Raw genomic sequence first — 17157 nt, 5'->3', positions numbered from 1 at the left:
ACGGCCAGGCTGCGCGCCCTGTATCCCGCCTCAGCGGCGGGCGATCAGCAGGCCGCCGCCGGGCTGCGACCGCAGCGTTACCGGCAGGCTGCGCGGCAGCAGTTGCAACCACTGTTCGCTGTGGGCGATGCGCACCCGGCCGAGCACCGGCAGGGTCGCCGCCTCCGGCGCCACCGCCACCGCCTGGGCGCGGTAGCGGCCCAGCCGGGCGACGGCCTCGCCCAGCGCGACGCCGTCGAAATCCAGCCAGCCCTCGCGCCACGGCGCCGCTTCCGCCGCCTGGCCGCTGGCGACGATGCCGCCGCCGGCCTGCAGCCGCAGCCGCTCGCCGGCGCCCAGTTCGCGCAGCTCGCCATCGCCGGCGGCCACCCGGACCCGGCCGGATTCGACCGCCACCGCCACCGCGCCGCCCTGCACATCCACCGCGAAGCGGGTGCCGAGCACGGTGATGCGCGCATCCAGCGCATCCACCACGAAGGGCCGCGCCTCGTCGCGGGCGACGGCGAAGAAGGCGGCGCCGCGCAGCAGCACCGCATGCCGCCGCGCCAGGTAATAGGAGAGTTCCAGCCGGCTGTCGGCATCCAGTTGTACCCGGCTGCCATCCGGCAGCGCCCGCTCGGTGAAGCGGCCGGTGGCGGTGGCGAGTTCCAGGCGGAAATCCGCCACCCACTGCCGCCAGGCCTGCCAGCCCAGGCCGCCGCTCAGGCCCAGCCCGGCGAAGCCCAGCAGGGCGGACAGCGCCTTGCGCCGGCCGCGCCGCGGCGCCGCGCTGCTGCCGCGCCACTGCAGCAGCGCCGCCTGCACGCAGTCCATGGCGCGGATCACGTCACGCTCCACCGTTTTCACCGAAACCCCGTGGCTGCGAGCCAGCTCCTCATGGCAGGTGCCGTCCAGCCGGTGGGCGAGAAAGACGTCGCGGGTGCGCGGCGGCAGCGTGTTCAGCGCGCCCAGCACCTTCTCCAGCGCCTGGCGATAGAGGTGGGTGTCCGCCACGTCCGGCACCGCCGGCCCCAGATCCTCCAGGCCGTCGCCGACGGCGACGAAGCGCTCCAGGCTGCGGCCGCCGCGGCGCAGATGATCCACCGCCAGGTTGGCCGCCACCGCGAACACATAGGCGCGGCGGCCGTCACCGCCCTCGCCCGCGGCAGACGCCAGCTCGCCCGCGCCGCCCCCGGCGCGCTCCCGCTCCGCCAGCCGCAGCCAGGTTTCGTGGGCGAGATCGGCGGCGGTCTCGGCGCAGCCGGTGCGGCGGGTCAGGAAGCGCACCAGGTCGCGGTAGGCGGCATGGAAGCTGGCGAGCAGCGGGCTGACGGCGGCGGGAGCGGACATTGACGTGACCGGGAACGGCAAAAGCGTGATTCTATAAGAGAACGATTCTTATTTATTAAATAACCCCATTGAAAGTGGGCCCGCGCAAAGATGGCGGCTGAACGTGAACAACCTGTTCGACCGCAAGTATTGCGAAGGCACGGGCTGAGCCACGGCGGCAACCAGTACGGCGCTCCGCGCAACCTCATGCTGACGGTGAATTACCAGATGTGAGGGTGGAACTCGGTGCAGGGCCATCAGGAGCCAAAATCAGGAGCCCGAGCCAGCGGAGACGCGATTTTGCTCCTCTCCCCTCGCAGGGCCGTGGCGCTCGTTCCGCCGCTGGCGCCCTGGCGGGCGCTTCCCCCTCTCCCCGGCCCTCCCGCGAGGGGAAAGGAGATAAAAACCGCGCTTCCGCGCCGACCTGTTATGTGTCCTTTCCGCGCGAGACCGCTACCCCGGCGCCAGGTCTTGCTCCCTCCCCCTTTGCGGGGGAGGGCCGGGCAGAGGGGCGCGTCCGACAGGACGCCAATAGCCGATTCAGGCGGCTCAGCCTATCTCCCCCCCCCTGCCTGCGTAGCCTCTCTGCGCCCCAACACCCCGCGACAGAAGAGGAAGGAAAAACCCATTGCGGCAACGACTGGCCTTGCGGAAAGAAAAGCCCGCAAAGCCACCGCCATCACTCCGCCTTGCGCGGCATGAAACGCCGCTTCACCCACTGCCCGACATCGTCCACATAAGTGAATACCGCCGGCACCACCAGCAGGCTGAGCACGGTGGAGGTGATGAGGCCGCCGATCACCGCGATCGCCATCGGCGAGCGGAAGCTGGCGTCGGCGGCACCGGAGCCGAGGGCGATGGGCATCATGCCGGCGCCCATCGCCAGCGTGGTCATGATGATGGGGCGGGCGCGCTTGCGGCAGGCGTCCAGCAGCGCGTCGAAGCGCGACAGCCCGTGGTCGCGGCGGGCGACGATGGCGTATTCCACCAGCAGGATGGAGTTCTTGGTGGCGATGCCCATGAGCATGATCAGGCCGATCAGCGAGGGCATGGAGAAGCTCTTCTGCGCCAGCAGCAGGCCGACGAAGGCGCCGCCCAGCGACAGCGGCAGCGCCGCCAGGATGGTCACCGGGTGCAGGAAGTCCTTGAACAACAGCACCAGCACCACGTAGATGCACAGCACGCCGGTGAGCATCGCCAGGCCGAAGCTGGCGAACAGTTCGCCCATCACCTCGGCGTCGCCCACCTCCACCACCCGCACGCCCGGCGGCAGGTTGCGCACCGAGGGCAGCTGCGCCACCGCGGCGGTGACGTCGCCCAGCGGCGCACCGGAGAGCTCGATCTCGAAGTTGATGTTGCGCGAGCGGTCGTAACGGTCGATCACCGCCGGGCCACCGGCCACTTCCAGCGTCGCCACCTCGCCCAGCAGCACCGGTCCTCGCGCGCCCGGCACCGCCAGCCGCTCCAGCACCGCGAGGTCCTTACGCGCGGCGTCGTCCAGCCGCACCAGGATGGGCACCTGGCGCTGGGCGAGGTTGAGCTTGGCCAGCGACACGTCGTAGTCGCCCAGCGTCGCCACCCGAAGCGTTTCGCCGATTGCGTTGCTGGTGACGCCGAGGTCCGCCGCGCGGGCGAAGTCCGGCCGCACCGCGATCTCCGGCCGGATCAGGCTGGCGGTGGAGGCGATGCTGCCGAGGCCGGGGATGGTGCGCAGGTCGCGCTCCACCGCCAGCGCGGCGCTCTGCAGCGCGCGCGGGTCCTCGCCGGCCAGCACCAGGATGTACTTCTCCCCCGAGCCACCGAGGCCGACCTTGCTGCGCACGCCCGGCAGGCTCTCCAGCTCGTGGCGGATGTCGTTCTCTATGCCCTGCTTGCGCGGCCGCTCGCCGCGCGGGGTGAGTTGCACGGTGAGGGTGGCCTTGCGCACCTCGGCCGTGCCCTGCGGGGCGAAGGGATCGCCGCCGGCGCTGCCGGCGCCTATGGTGGTGTAGACGCTCTGCACCTGCGGCAGCGCCGCCACCCGCTGGCGGGCCTGCTCGGCCACCGCCTCGGTCTGCTTCAGCGTGCTGCCCGGCGGCAGCTCCAGGTAGATCTGCGTCTGGGAGTTGTCGTCCGGCGGAATGAAGCCGGTGGGCAGCAGCGGCACCAGCATCAGCGAGCCGATGAAGAACAGCGCCGCGCCCAGCAGCGTCAGCCCGCGGTGCTTCAGGCAGCTGCGCGCCCAGCCTTCGTAGCGCACCAGCCAGCGCGGCTCGGGGTGGTCGGCAGTGGGCTTGAGCAGGTAGGCGGCCATCATCGGCGTCAGCATGCGGGCCACCACCAGCGAGGCGAACACCGCCAGCGCGGCGGTCCAGCCGAACTGCTTGAAGAACTTGCCGGCGACGCCGCTCATGAAGGCGGTGGGCAGGAATACCGCGATCAGGGTGAAGGTGGTGGCGATCACCGCCAGGCCGATCTCGTCCGCCGCCTCCATCGCCGCCTGGAAGGGCGACTTGCCCATGCGCAGGTGGCGCACGATGTTCTCGACTTCGACGATGGCGTCGTCCACCAGGATGCCGACCACCAGCGACAGCGCCAGCAGGGTGATGACGTTCACCGAGAAGCCGAACAGGTACATGCCGATGAAGGCGGGGATCACCGACAACGGCAGCGCCACCGCCGACACCAGGGTGGCGCGCCAGTCGCGCAGGAACAGCCACACCACCACCACCGCCAGCAGCGCGCCCTCGTACAGCAGGTGCATGGAGCCGTCGTACTCCTCCTGCACCGGGGCGACGAAGTTGAAGGCTTCGGTGATCTGGATGTCCGGCCGCGCAGCGTGCAGCTCCTGTAGCGCCGCCTGCACCGCGGCGCCCACCTCCACCTCGCTCTCGCCGCGGCTGCGGGAGACCTCGAAGCCCACCACCGGTTTGCCGTCCAGCAGCGCCAGCGCGCGGCGCTCGGCCACCGTGTCTTCCACCGTGGCGACGTCGGCCAGGCGGATGTGGCGGCCGTCGGACAGCGCCAGCTCCAGCCGCGACAACTCCTCGGCCCCGCTCACCGTGCCCAGGGTGCGCATCGGCTGCTCGCCGTCGCCCAGGTCGGCGCGGCCACCGGCGCTCTCGGTCTGCACCTGGCGCAGCTGGCGCGATACGTCCGCCGCGGTGGCGCCCAGCGCCTGCAGGCGCAGCGCATCCAGGGTGACGCGGAACTCGCGGGTGACGCCGCCGACGCGGTTCACCGCGCCCACACCGCGCACCGCCAGCAGGCGGCGGGAGACGTCGTTGTCCACGTACCAGGACAGCGCCTCGTCATCCATGCGCGGCGAGCTGATGGTGAAGGCCAGCACCGGCTGGGCGGCCAGGTCCACCTTGTTGACGATGGGGTCGCGCAGATCGCCCGGCAGGTCGGCGCGCACCCGCGCCACCGCCGAGCGCACGTCGTCCACCGCCTCCTGCACCGGCTTCTCCAGGCGGAACTCGACGGTGATGACGACGCCGCCGTCCTGCACCTTGGTGTAGATGTGCTTCAGGCCCTGCAGGGTGGCGATGGCGTCCTCGATCTTGCGCGCGACGTCGTTCTCCAGCTGGCCGGGGGTGGCGCCCGGCAGCGAGGCGGTGACGGTGACCGTCGGCAGCTCGATGTCGGGGAAGTTCTGCACCTTCATGCCGTTGAAGGACAGCAGGCCGGCGAAGGTGAGCAGCACGAACAGCATCACCGCCGGAATCGGATTGCGTATGGACCAGGCCGAAACGTTCATGGACGCGGCCTCAGCGTGCGGCGGGCACGGCGGCGGGCGCCGGCGCCTCCGCCACCCGCACCAGGTCGCCATCGTTGAGGAAGCCGGCGCCGACCACCGCCACCCTGGCCTCCGCCGGCAGCCCTTCCAGCACCTCCACCCGCTCGCCGACGCGACGGCCGGTGCGCACCTTGAGCTGGCTCACCCGGCCGTCGTCGCCCACGCGGAAGACGTAGCTGAAGGCCTCGCGCACCACGACCGCCTGCTGCGGCAGCGTCATGCCCTCGCTGGCGCCGAGTTGGAATTCGCCGCGGGCGAACATGCCGGCGCGGGCGCCGCCGGGGCGCGGAATGTCTACATAGACGAGGCCGGAGCGGGACTGGGTATCCACCGTGGGCGCCACCATGCGTACCGCGCCGGCCACCTGCTCGCCGCTGGGCAGCGTCAGCGTCACCCCGGTGCCGGCGGCGACCTTGCCCAGCTCGGCGGAGGTCAACGCCGCGCGCCACTCCAGCCGGCCGCGGCGGACCATGCGGAACAGCTCGGTGCCCATGGCGTTCACCGCGCCCACGGTGGCGCTGCGGGCGGAGATGACGCCGTCGTCCGGCGCCAGCACCCTGGTGCGCTTCAGCCGCAGCGCCTGGGCGTCCGCCGCCGCGCTGGCCGAGGCCAGCCGGGCCTGGGCGGTGCGCTCGGCGGTGAGGTACTGGGTGATGAGCTGGCGGCTCAACGCGCCGCTCTCCTGCAGCTCGCGGGCGCGCTGGGCATTGGCCGCCGCCTCCGCCACCGCCGCCTCGGCTTCGGCTACCGCCGCCTGCGCCTGGGCGAGGTCGATGCGCACCGTTTCCTCGTCAAACACCGCCAGCACCTGGCCGGCCTTGACCACGTCGCCGACATTGACCCGCACTTCGGTGAGCCGCAGGTCGGCCACGCCGGCGCCTATGCTGGCTTCCTGCCAGGCGGCGATGTCGCCGTTGGCGCTCAGGCGCAGCGGCAGCGAGTCGCGCCGGGGCACGTCCACCGTCACCGTGAGCGCCGGGCGCTGGGCCGCCGCGTCAGCCTTGTCGGCAGCGCTCGCGGCGAAGGACGGCATCAAGAAGTAGGTCGCCGAGAGGGATACGAAGAGGGCGGCGGGGAGCGCGAGGACAGCGAGGCGGGGCAGGTGGCGGTTCATGGGCGGCAGGCGGAGGTCATGCTCCCCCGCCTTGCGGCGCGGCGGAGCGGTTCGGGGGCTGGTGAGGGTCCAGGCCGGCGTCGCGGAACACCGGCAAAACGGCCGCCAGCCTATCACCGCAGCCATGCTGTTCGCACCACATTGGTGAGCAAATGACAGGGAAAGGCGTGGCGACGGCGTTCACCCGCCACGAGAGCCGCCCTCCTCCCGCGTCGCCGCCGCCTTTTCCCCTCGCACCATCGGCCGGCAAGCAAGCCTCGCCGGAGCTTCTTCAGCCTCTGCGGCCTCGCTCCGGACTGGCAGGTCGCAGGGCAGGGCCTGGGCAAGCCCCGCCCTGGCCCGCCGGAGGACGCAGCCCGAGCGGCGGTCGGGCTGCCGATTGCCGGGCGGCCTGCGCCGGCCCCTGGGCTCAGCCCAGATAAGGCGCGCTTGCCGGCGCCGGTACCACCTTGCCGAGCAGCGCTTCCAGCTGCTCGCCGAAATCCAGCAGGGTTTCGTCGGCGTAGCGCTGGGCGACGACCTGCACGCCGAAGGGCAGGCCCTGCGCGGTGCAGCCCAACGGCAGGGCGAGCGCCGGCTGCTGGGTGAGGTTGAAGGGGTAGGTGTAGGGCGTGAGGGCGAACCAGTTGCCGCTTTCCTGCTCGATGCGCGCTGCCTGCGGATGCGCTGCCGGTGCCAGGCAGCCCAGCGGCGGCGCCGGCGTGGCGGTGGCCGGCGTCAGCAGGAAATCGTGGTCGACGAACACGCTGGTGAGGCGGTTGGCCGCCACCCGTAGCCGGCTGCGGGCGCGGGCGAGCGCCGCCGCATCCAGCGCGCCGCCGAGGCGGCAGGTGCGCAGCAGCCGCGGGTCCAGCAGCGCCTGGCGCTCGGCCGGCCAGTCGACGAAGGACTCGTGCAGCCGCGAGGCCCACAGGTTCCAGCCCTCCTCCGCGGTGTCCAGCCAGTCCAGCGGCACTTCGACCAACTCATGCCCCTGCGCCGCCAACGTCTCCACCAGGCCGGCGAAGCCGCGGGCGATGTCCTCGTCCAGCATCGCCTGCCCCCCCAGCCGCGCCGCCCAGGCCAGGCGCAGCGGTCGTCGTGGCAAACCGCCGGGTTGGCGCGGGTAGAGCGAAGCGGGGTCGCGCGCATCCGGCCGGGCCAGCACCTGCATCGCCAGCCGGCAGTCGGCCACGCTGCGGCTGAGCGGGCCGAGGTGGGCGAACTCGGCGAAGGCGCTCTGCGGCGGGTTGGGAATGGCGGAGAAGGTCGGCTTCAGCCCGACCAGGCCACAGTAGGCTGCCGGGATGCGCACCGAACCGCCGGCATCGCTGCCCAGCGCCAGCGGCCCCCAGCCCATCGCTACCTGGGCGGCGGCGCCGCAGCTGGAGCCGCCGGCGGTGTGCGCCGGCGCATGCGGGTTGCGGGTGACGCCGCCGTGCGGGCTCTCGGACATCACCGCCCAGCCGAACTCGGTGGTGGTGGTCTTGCCGAACAGCACCGCGCCGCCTGCGCGCAGCAGCGCCACCGCGGGCGCGTCCGCCGGCGGCAGCGGCTCGTCGGCGGTGGCCAGCGAGCCGCGCCGGGTGGGCCAGCCGGCGACGTTGCTCATGTCCTTGATGGACACCGGCACGCCGTCCAGCGGCCCCAGCGGCCGGCCAGCACGCCAGCGCGCGGCGGAAGCGGCGGCCGCCGCCAGCGCGCCTTTCCGGTCCAGCAGGGTGAAGGCGTTGATGGCGTGGCGGTCGTCGGCGATGGCGGCGAACAGGCTCTCCGCCACCGCCACCGGCGACAGTTCGCCGGCGGCGTAAGCGGCGGCCATCTCCGCCGCGCTCCAGGCGTGGAGCGGGCGATCTGCGCGACTCATGGCTCAGCGCGCCGGGGCGAAGGTTTCGAACTCGACGTTGCCCAGCCCGCCTTCGGCGCCGGCCACCGCGCCCACCTTCTCCAGCCGGCGGATGTAGTGGTTCTGCACCACGTCGCCGGTGGTGGCATCTATGCTCAGCGGGCCGCGCGGGCTCTCGAAGCTGACGCCCTTCAGCGCCGCCATCAGGCTCTCGCCGTCGGCCTTGCCGCCGGTCTTGCGCAGCGCGGCGTAGATGGCAGCCATGCCGTCGTAGGCGGCCACGCCCATGATGGTGGGCGGCTCATGCTTCTCGCCCAGCTCGACGAAGTCCTTGGCAAAACGCTGGTTGAGTTCCGAGCCGTGCAGCGCAGAGTAGGGATAGACGCTGACCACGCCCAGGCCGTTGTCGCCGATGGCCTTGAGGCTGTTCTCCATGACGATGTCGCCGGTGCCGATGAGCTTGATGCCGGCCTGGTCCAGCCCGCGGGCGCGGAACTCCTTCATGAAGGCGGGCGAGACGTCGCCGGCATTGACGAAGCTGAACAGCACGTCCGGCTTCAGATCCTTCACCTTCTGCAGGTAGGGCGCGAACTCCACCGTGGTCATCGGCACCCGGACATTGCCGATCACCTCGCCGCCGGCCTTCTTGTAGGCGCTCATGAAGGCGGCCTCCACATCCAAGCCGGGGGCGTAGTCCGCCACCAGCACATAGGCGCGCTTGTAGCCCTGCTTCACCGCCCATTCGGCGATGGGCGGCACCATGTCCGGATAGGTGAAGGACACCCGCGCCATGTAGGGCGACAGCTTGGTGAGCCCGCCGGCGGCGGCGTTCATGACCACCATGGGCACCTTGGCCTCGGTGGCGACCGGGGCCACCGCCGCCGCGTTAGGCGTGAAGCCGAAGCCCGCCAGCACCTGCACCTTCTCCCGCACCACCAGTTCCTGCGCCAGCCGCTTCGCCAGTTCCGGCTTGGGTCCGCCGACGTCGCGATACACCACCTCGATGCGCTTGCCCGCCACGGTGTCGCCATGCTGCTTCTGGTAGGCGCGGATGCCAGTCTGCATCTGCCGGCCGAACTCGGCGAAGCTGCCGGACATCTCGCCGACGAAACCGATCTTGATCACTTCTTCGGCCGCCGCACTGGAGGCCGTGGCGAAGACGCCGGCGGCCAACAGACCACCGGCCAGCTTTCTGGAAAACGCGTGCATAGGAGCTCCTGCTTGTTGGGGAAAGGGAAAGACCGCCAAGCGGTCCCTCGGGCCGCCCCGCTCCAGCACGGAGACTCAGGCAGACCGGGCCCGCCCGCGCTTCTCTGACGGACGCGGCAGGCGGGGTCCGGGCAGTTTAGGGAAACCTTGGCCTGAACATAAAGCGCCCAGGAGAGGGTTTGCATTTTCCGGATAGTAGGAAGGCTGGCTTGCAACAGGCGCAGGGGAAGCTGATGCTGGCCGGGGGCGCTCCCATGGCGTTCTCCCCTCGCAGGAGAGGGGCCGGGGGAGAGGGGGCGCGAGGGTTGGGCTCGCGTTGAGCCGCCACTTCGGGGCGCACCCTCTCCCGCAAGGGGAAAGGGAGCAGGCCAGCGCTGCGGCGCGATGGCCTGCTTGCCAGCAGCCCATCGCCGCAGGAGGCGCCTCAGGCGGCGCGACCTCTCCCGCTGCGCAGCCACACCGCGCCCAGCAGTGCCAGCGCCGCCAGGCCCAGCGCTGCGGCGTCGCCCCAGCGGGCGTAGGGCGTCAGACCCTGGTAGCCGCGCACCTCGGCGTGTAGCGCGCCCGATTCGAAGGCCGGCAGCCGGGCGCTGACCTCACCATCCGGCTGCACCACCGCGGTCATGCCGGTGTTGGTGGAGCGCAGCATGGGCCGGCCGGTTTCCAGCGCGCGGGCGCGGGCGATCTGCAGGTGTTGCGGCAGCGCAAGCGAGTCGCCATACCAGGCGAGGTTGGAGATGTTCAGCAGCAGCGTGGCCTCCGGCAGGCTGTCGAGCAGCTCGGCGCCGAAGAGGTCTTCGTAGCAGATGTTCACCGCCACCTTCTGGCCACCCACGGCCAGCGGCGGCTGATGGGGCGCGCCGCGGGTCTGGTCGGACATCGGAATATCCGCCAGCTGGTAGAACCAGCCGAACAGCGGCGGCGAGTATTCGCCGAAAGGTACCAGGTGGCGCTTGGCGTAGTGCTGCGATGGCGCACTGCCGAGACTGACGGCGGCGTTGTAGATGTTGTCGTCGGCGTCGCGGGTGAACAGGCCCAGCACCAGGTCGCCGCCGCCTGCCCGGGCATAGTCGGCGAGCAGGTCCAGGTAGCCGCGGGGCAGCATGTCGGACAGCAGCGGCAGCGTGGTCTCCGGCAGCACCACCAGCTGCGCCGGGTTGTCCGCCACCATGCGGGCGTTGACCTGCAGCCAGTCCTGCAGCCGCGCCGGCGCCCACTTCAGGTCTTGTTCGATGTTGGTCTGCAGCAGCGCAACCTTGAGCGGCTCGCCCACCGGCTGGGTCCAGGCGATCTGGCGCAGGCCGGCGCCGGCGACGAAGAGCAGCGCCACCATCGCGGCCACACCGACGACCTGCCGCCGCCGACGCCAGTCGGCCGCCACCGCCAGCGCGGCGACGAAGGCCACCAGACCGCCGACGCCATACACGCCCAGCACGGGCAGGAAACCGGCCAGCGGCGACGGCGGCACCTGGGTGTAGCCCACCGCCAGCCAGGGAAAGCCGGTGAACAGCACGCCGCGCAGATATTCGCCCAGCGTCCACAGGCCGGCGAACAGGGCTGCACGGCGCCATGCACCACCTTGCTGCAGGCGCGCCTGCAATGCACCGATCAGCCCGGGGAAGAGCGCGAGATAGGCGCAGAACAGGCCGATGGCGAGCGCCGCCAGCGGCGCCGGCATGCCGCCGTAGCGGTGCAGCGCGACGAACAGCCAGGACACGCCCGCCACGAAGGCGCCGAAACCCCAGGCGAAGCCGAGCAGGAAGCCGCTGCGCGCGCCGGGGGCGCAAGTCAGCAGGGCGGCCAGCACGGCGAGGGAGAAGAAGGCCAGCGGCATGGCGCCAAAGGGCGCGTAGGCGAACACGCTGGCGCTGCCCGCGAGCAGCGCGATCAGGAAGCGCATCGCGGGTCAGCTGCCGTTGGCGGCGGAGATCGCCGGGATGCGGTCTACCAGCAGGGTGTGGATGCGCCGGCTGTCGGCGCGCAGCACCTGGATGCGCAGGTCGCCCAGCACCACGCTCTCGCCGCGCTTGGGCAGGTGGCCCAGCTCGCGGATGACCAGGCCGCCTATGGTGTCGGCGTCGTCATCGCTGAAGTCGGTGGCGAAGGCGGCATTGAACGCGTCCACCTCGGTGGTGGCCTTGACGCGGTAATGGCCGTACTGGTCGAGGCGGATGGCGTCGCCCACTTCGTCGAAGTCGTATTCGTCCTCGATGTCGCCGACGATCTGCTCCAGCACGTCCTCGATGGTGACCAGGCCGGCGACGCCGCCGTATTCGTCCACCACGATGGCCATGTGGTTGCGGCTGACGCGGAACTCGCGCAGCAGCACGTTGAGGCGTTTGGATTCGGGCACGAACACCGCCGGCCGCAGCATGCCGCGCAAGTCGAACTCACGGCCGGCGAAGAAGCGCAGCAGATCCTTGGCGAGCAGGATGCCGATGACGTCATCCTTGTTCTCGCCCACGGCCGGGAAGCGGGAGTGGGCGGTATCGATGACGAAGTCGGCGATCTTGTCCATCGGGTCTTCGACCCGGATTACATCCATCTGGGCGCGGGGCACCATCACGTCGCGCACCTGCAGGTCCGACATCTCCAGCGCCCCCTCGATGATGGAGAGCGCGTCGGCGTCGAGCAGGTTGCGCTCGAAGGCGGAGTGCAGCAGCGCAAGCAACTCCTCGCGGTCTTCCGGCTCGCGCGAGAGCAGTGCGGAGAAGCGTTCTATCAGTGACGGTTGCGGTTTGCCTGAGGGACTGTCCATTAGGGGTGTTGAGGTAAGGAGTAAGGAGTGAAGCGCACGCAAGTTGCATGCCGCCCCACTCCTGACGCCTCACCCGAGGCCTGCGCCGTCAGGCGCGCTCGGCGGCGTAAGGGTCGGCATAACCCAGGCGCTTCAGGATCTCGCGCTCCAGGTCTTCCATGGTTTCGGCTTCGCGGTCGTTCTCATGGTCGTGGCCTTGCAGGTGCAGCATGCCGTGTACCACCAGGTGGGCGAAGTGGGCGTCCGCGGTCTTGCCCTGAGCGACGGCCTCGCGCAGCACCACCGGCACGCACAGCACCAGATCGCCGAACAGCGGCACGCCTGCCTCGCCCTCTTCACCATAGACGAAGGTGAGGACGTTGGTGGCGTAGTCCTTGCCGCGGAAATCCCGGTTCAACGTGCGCCCTTCGTCCTCGCCGACCAGGCGGATGGTGACCTCGGCGTCGCGCAGCAGCGCGGCCTGCGCCCAGCGGCGGAACAGGTGCTTCTTCGGCGCGGCGGCCTTGTCGGCGCCGTCCAGCGCTTTCTGCACCGTCAGCGCCAGGGCCGGCGGCGTGGCCTGTTCCGGCAGGGAGAAGGATTCCACCGGCAGCAGGTCGCGGTGCACATCCACCCGCAGCGTCAGCACATTGCAGGCGCTGGCCTGCACACTGACGACAGGCACCTCCGCCTCGTCGGCGGTCTCGGCCTCGATCTCCAGCTCGCCCCAGCCCTGCGGCGGGAAGCCCAGCAGCAGGCGGCGGCCGTCGCCGATCTCGATCTCCAGCCGTTCGGCCTTGATCCGGCTGCGTTTGCCGTCGGCACCGATGGCGACGATCTTCGGACTGGCTGCCTGCTTAGGCATCTCCACGCTCCCTCTTCTTCTCTTCTTCGGCCCGCGCGACACGCGCAGCCTGGGTGTCATAAGCATCGACGATGCGCGCGACCAGCGGATGGCGCACCACGTCTTCCTTGTGGAACTCGGTGAAAGCCAGGCCGCGCACGCCGGCCAGCACGTCGCGCGCCTCGCGCAGGCCGCTGCGCATGCCGCGCGGCAGGTCCACCTGGGTGAGGTCGCCGGTCACCACCGCGCGGGCACCGAAACCGATGCGGGTGAGGAACATCTTCATCTGTTCCGGCGTGGTGTTTTGCGCCTCGTCCAGGATGATGAAGGCGTTGTTCAGCGTGCGGCCACGCATGAAGGCCAGCGGCGCGATCTCGATGCTGCCGCGCTCGAACAGTTTGCCGACGCGGTCGAAGCCCATCAGGTCGTAGAGCGCGTCATACAGCGGCCGCAGGTAGGGGTCGACCTTCTGCGCCAGGTCGCCGGGCAGGAAACCCAGGCGCTCGCCCGCCTCCACCGCCGGCCGGGTGAGGATGATGCGCTCGACCAGGTCGCGCTCGAAGGCGTCCACCGCGCTCGCCACCGCCAGATAGGTCTTGCCGGTGCCGGCGGGGCCGATGCCAAAGGTGATGTCGTGATCCTGGATGTTGCGCAGGTATTCGACCTGGCGCGGCGTGCGCCCATGCAGCTCGCTGCGGCGGGTGAGCAGCGCCGGCGCCGCCGGCAGCAGCGGCTCGGTACGGTTGGCGATTTCCACCAGACCGAGCTGGATGTCGTCCACCGACAGGTGATTGCCGGCGCGGCCGTAGAACTGGCGCAGCGCCTGCGCCGCCAGCTGGCTGCGCGCGGTGTCGCCATGCACGGCGAAGCGCTCGCCGCGGCGGGCGATGGTGACGTCGAAGGCGCTTTCGATCTGGCGCAGGTTCTCGTCCAGCACGCCGCAGAGGTTGGCTAGACGGATGTTGTCCACCGGCTCCAGCACGACTTCGAGATCAGGCATCAGGACTCCCGGACGACGATCTCGCCCCGCAGGCTGTGGGGCAGCGCGGCGGTGATGCGGACGTCTACGAACTGGTTGATCAGCCGCGCCCGGTTGGGCGAGGGCGCGATGAAGTTCACCACCCGGTTGTTGCCGGTGCGGCCGGCCAGCTCGTCCGGGTTCTTCTTGGACGGTCCTTCCACCAGGATGCGCTGCACCGTGCCGACCATGGCCTGGCTGATGGCGCTGGCCTGCTCGTCGATGCGCTTCTGCAGCCGCGCCAGCCAGGCCAGCTTGGTTTCCTGCGGCACCGGATCTTCCAGCTCGGCCGCCGGCGTGCCGGGGCGGGCGCTGTAGACGAAGCTGAAGGAAGAATCGAAGCCGATCTCCTCGATCAGCTTCATTGTCTTGTCGAAGTCTTCCTCGGTTTCGCCGGGGAAGCCGACGATGAAGTCGGAGGACAGCGACAGGTCCGGCCGCGCCGCGCGCAGCTTCTTCACCACCGACTTGAACTCGATCGCGGTATAGCCGCGCTTCATCGCCGCCAGGATGCGGTCGGAGCCGGATTGCACCGGCAGGTGCAAGTGGGAGACCAGCTTGGGCAGGCGGGCATAGGCCTCGAACATGCGCGGCGTCATCTCGCGCGGATGGGAGGTGGTGTAGCGCACGCGCTCGATGCCGGGGATCTCGCACACGCATTCGAGCAGGAAGGCGAAGTCGCCGGCCTCCTCGTCGTCGCGGCTCATGGCGCCACGCCAGGCATTCACGTTCTGGCCGAGCAAGGTCACTTCCTTCACGCCCTGGCCCGCAAGCCCCGCGATCTCGGCCAGCACGTCGTCCAGCGGACGGGAGACTTCCTCGCCGCGGGTGTAGGGCACTACGCAGAAAGTGCAGTACTTGGAGCAGCCCTCCATGATGGAGACGAAGGCGCTGGCGCCCTCGACCCGCGCCGGCGGCAGGGCGTCGAACTTCTCGATCTCGGGGAAGGAGATGTCCACCTGCGAGCGGCCGCTGCGCCGCCGCGCTTCGATCAGCGCCGGCAGGCGATGCAGGGTCTGCGGCCCGAACACCACGTCCACATAGGGCGCGCGGGCAACGATGGCCTCACCTTCCTGGCTGGCCACGCAACCGCCGACGCCGATGATGAGCTCCGGCTTCTGCTGCTTCAGCAGCCGGGCGCGGCCGAGGTCGTGGAACACCCGCTCCTGCGCCTTCTCGCGCACCGAACAGGTGTTGAAGAGGATCACATCCGCCTCTTCCACGTTGTCCGTCTTGGTGAGCCCTTCGGCCACGCCGAGCACGTCTGCCATCTTGTCGGAGTCGTACTCGTTCATCTGGCACCCGAAGGTGCGGATGTACAGCTTCTTCATGGAATTCGCTTGATCACTGCTTGGGGTCGACCACCGCGGCCTCTTCCGGGGTGAGCAACCATACCCGGTGGACCTGGCCATTGTTGTCCATCACCGCCCGCACCTTGTACTCGCCACGGAGGTGGCTGGGCAGCACGATGAAGTTGCGCGTGTCCCGGATCTGCGCGCCTGGGCTGAGGCGGTAGGCGGTGTCATCCACCGCGACGCTGTCGCCGCCGGCGAAGCTCATCTCCATCTTCTTCGCTGCCACCGGAAAAGGGCGCAGTGCGTACGCGCAGCCAAGCTGGCCGCCGAAGACGGACAGGATCAGACCAAGAGCAAGGAAGCGGGAGGTGCGCAAGGCGAACCGGCAGGGCCGGGACTTAGGGAAAGATAGTTCGCGATCATCCCCGAAGCACCAAGCGATGTCAATCCAAAAGCCTTATAAATCAAGCCCTCTGCCATCGCAAAGCCGATTGCCTACGCAAAAAGTCGCATTCCGCATCGCAAAAGCGATATTGACGGCCTCTCGGGTGCCCGCTATATTCGCGAGCTCGGTTGGTGATGTAGCTCAGACGGTTAGAGCGACGGATTCATAACCCGTAGGTCGGCGGTTCGATTCCGCCCATCACCACCACACGGATTCGGCAGAAGGGCCTGGGCAACCAGGCCCTTTTTGCTTTCCGGCCTGCTTTCATTGCGACGAGCGCAGACGCCAGCCGGCGATTCTTGCCCCCACCGCAATTATCCTTCCACGAAAGCCGCGTTTTTCCGCAGCAATACCGGCGCCAGACTGCGCACTCCCCAACCCGGAGTGCTCCCATGCCCATCGCCCTGCTGGCGCTAACCGTAAGCGCCTTTGCCATCGGCACCACCGAATTCGTCATCGTCGGCCTGATCCCGACCATCGCCGCCGATCTTGCCGTCAGCCTGCCTTCGGCCGGCCTGCTGGTCAGCCTCTATGCACTGGGCGTCGCCATCGGCGCACCGCTGCTCACCGCCCTCACCGGCCGCATGCCGCGCAAGCAGCTGCTGCTGGCGCTGATGGCGCTGTTCACCGCCGGCAACCTGCTGGCCTGGCATGCGCCGGGCTATGAGTCGCTGATCGCCGCCCGGGTGCTCACCGGACTGGCGCACGGCGTGTTCTTCTCCATCGGCTCCACCATCGCCACCGGGCTGGTTCCAAAGGAACGGGCAGCGAGCGCCATCGCGATCATGTTCACCGGGCTGACGGTGGCGCTGGTCACCGGTGTTCCGCTGGGCACCTTCATCGGCCAGCACTTTGGCTGGCGCGCCACCTTCCTCGCGGTCTCCGCACTCGGAGTCGTGGCGTTCTTCGCCAGCCTGCTGTTCGTCCCGCCTCGCATTCCCCACACGCCGCCGGCCTCGCTGCTGCGCCAGCTGGAGGTGCTCGCCCAGCCGCGGCTGCTGATGGTGTATGCGAAGACGGCGCTGGGCTATGGCGGCTCCTTCATCGCCTTCACCTTCCTCGCCCCCATCCTGCAGCAGGTGAGCGGCTTCAGCGCCGGCGCGGTCAGCCTGGTGCTGCTGGTCTACGGGGTGTCGGTTGCGGTCGGCAATCTGTGGGGTGGCAAGCTGGCAGACCGCCATGGGCCGATACGCGCGTTGCAACTCATCTTCCTGCTGCTTGCCGCGGTGCTGCTGATGCTCACCTTCACCGCGCCGCATCCGGTGCTGGCACTGCTCACCGTGCTGCTGTGGGGCGCGGTCGCCTTCGGCAACGTGCCGGGGCTGCAGGTGTACGTGGTGCAGCAGGCCGAGCGTCACGCGCCGCATGCGGTGGACGTGGCCTCCGGCCTGAACATCGCCGCCTTCAACCTCGGCATCGCCGGCGGCGCCTGGGCGGGCGGGCTGATCGTGGCGGAGGCCGGGTTGATGAACACGCCCTGGGTCGGCGCGCTGGTGGTGCTGCTGGCCTTCGGCCTGACCACCTGGAGCGGCCGGCTGGACCGGCGGACTGCCTGCGCGGCCTGAGACCATCGCGCCACGACGG

General features: G+C 70.0%; 12 protein-coding genes and 1 tRNA gene. 2 read left to right on the top strand and 11 right to left on the bottom strand.

Annotation, left to right across the window (positions count from 1 at the left end; genetic code table 11):
• Positions 1-30: 30 nt before the first annotated feature.
• The 11 genes from C7389_RS06285 to C7389_RS06235 all read right to left on the bottom strand — a co-directional run bounded on the left by C7389_RS06285 (position 31) and on the right by C7389_RS06235 (position 15393).
• Entirely contained in the window at positions 31-1329 is a 1299-nt protein-coding gene (locus tag C7389_RS06285) for a sigma-70 family RNA polymerase sigma factor (protein WP_133589469.1), read from the bottom strand.
• A gap of 658 nt (positions 1330-1987) precedes the next feature.
• Positions 1988-5047, bottom strand: a complete 3060-nt coding sequence (locus C7389_RS06280) for an efflux RND transporter permease subunit (protein ID WP_133589467.1) — start codon at positions 5045-5047, stop codon at positions 1988-1990.
• A gap of 10 nt (positions 5048-5057) precedes the next feature.
• On the bottom strand, positions 5058-6200 hold the full coding sequence (locus tag C7389_RS06275) for an efflux RND transporter periplasmic adaptor subunit (protein ID WP_133589465.1): 1143 nt from the start codon (positions 6198-6200) through the stop codon (positions 5058-5060).
• A 409-nt stretch (positions 6201-6609) separates the two neighbouring features.
• Complete coding sequence (locus C7389_RS06270) at positions 6610-8046, bottom strand: amidase (protein ID WP_133589463.1); 1437 nt, start codon at positions 8044-8046, stop codon at positions 6610-6612.
• 3 nt (positions 8047-8049) lie between these two features.
• A complete protein-coding gene (locus tag C7389_RS06265; RefSeq protein WP_133589461.1) occupies positions 8050-9234 on the bottom strand; it encodes an ABC transporter substrate-binding protein in 1185 nt (394 codons plus the stop codon).
• Between the two features lie 424 nt (positions 9235-9658).
• Positions 9659-11134, bottom strand: a complete 1476-nt coding sequence (gene lnt, locus C7389_RS06260) for an apolipoprotein N-acyltransferase (protein WP_133589458.1) — start codon at positions 11132-11134, stop codon at positions 9659-9661.
• A 6-nt stretch (positions 11135-11140) separates the two neighbouring features.
• Positions 11141-11992, bottom strand: coding sequence for a CorC family transporter (locus C7389_RS06255; RefSeq protein ID WP_133589456.1), 852 nt, complete (start codon positions 11990-11992; stop codon positions 11141-11143).
• 88 nt (positions 11993-12080) lie between these two features.
• Positions 12081-12836 (bottom strand): rRNA maturation RNase YbeY, encoded by a 756-nt coding sequence (ybeY, locus tag C7389_RS06250; RefSeq protein WP_133589454.1) that lies wholly within the window; start codon positions 12834-12836, stop codon positions 12081-12083.
• Positions 12829-13815, bottom strand: coding sequence for a PhoH family protein (locus C7389_RS06245; RefSeq protein WP_425455561.1), 987 nt, complete (start codon positions 13813-13815; stop codon positions 12829-12831). The genes ybeY and C7389_RS06245 overlap by 8 nt, the downstream gene beginning before the upstream one ends.
• Positions 13815-15164, bottom strand: coding sequence for a tRNA (N6-isopentenyl adenosine(37)-C2)-methylthiotransferase MiaB (gene miaB / locus C7389_RS06240; protein ID WP_133589452.1), 1350 nt, complete (start codon positions 15162-15164; stop codon positions 13815-13817). Before miaB ends, C7389_RS06245 begins: the two co-directional genes overlap by 1 nt.
• A gap of 13 nt (positions 15165-15177) precedes the next feature.
• On the bottom strand, positions 15178-15393 hold the full coding sequence (locus C7389_RS06235; RefSeq protein WP_246034656.1) for a hypothetical protein: 216 nt from the start codon (positions 15391-15393) through the stop codon (positions 15178-15180).
• 310 nt (positions 15394-15703) lie between these two features.
• Here C7389_RS06235 and C7389_RS06230 point away from each other — a divergent pair.
• Positions 15704-15780 (top strand) — tRNA-Met (locus C7389_RS06230).
• Between the two features lie 185 nt (positions 15781-15965).
• A complete protein-coding gene (locus C7389_RS06225) occupies positions 15966-17138 on the top strand; it encodes an MFS transporter (RefSeq protein WP_133589450.1) in 1173 nt (390 codons plus the stop codon).
• The last annotated feature ends 19 nt before the right edge of the window (positions 17139-17157 follow it).

Origin of the sequence: Azoarcus indigens, from assembly GCF_004361735.1 — a bacterium.
GTDB lineage: Bacteria > Pseudomonadota > Gammaproteobacteria > Burkholderiales > Rhodocyclaceae > Azoarcus > Azoarcus indigens.
This window is presented reverse-complemented; position numbering and strand designations above follow the sequence as displayed.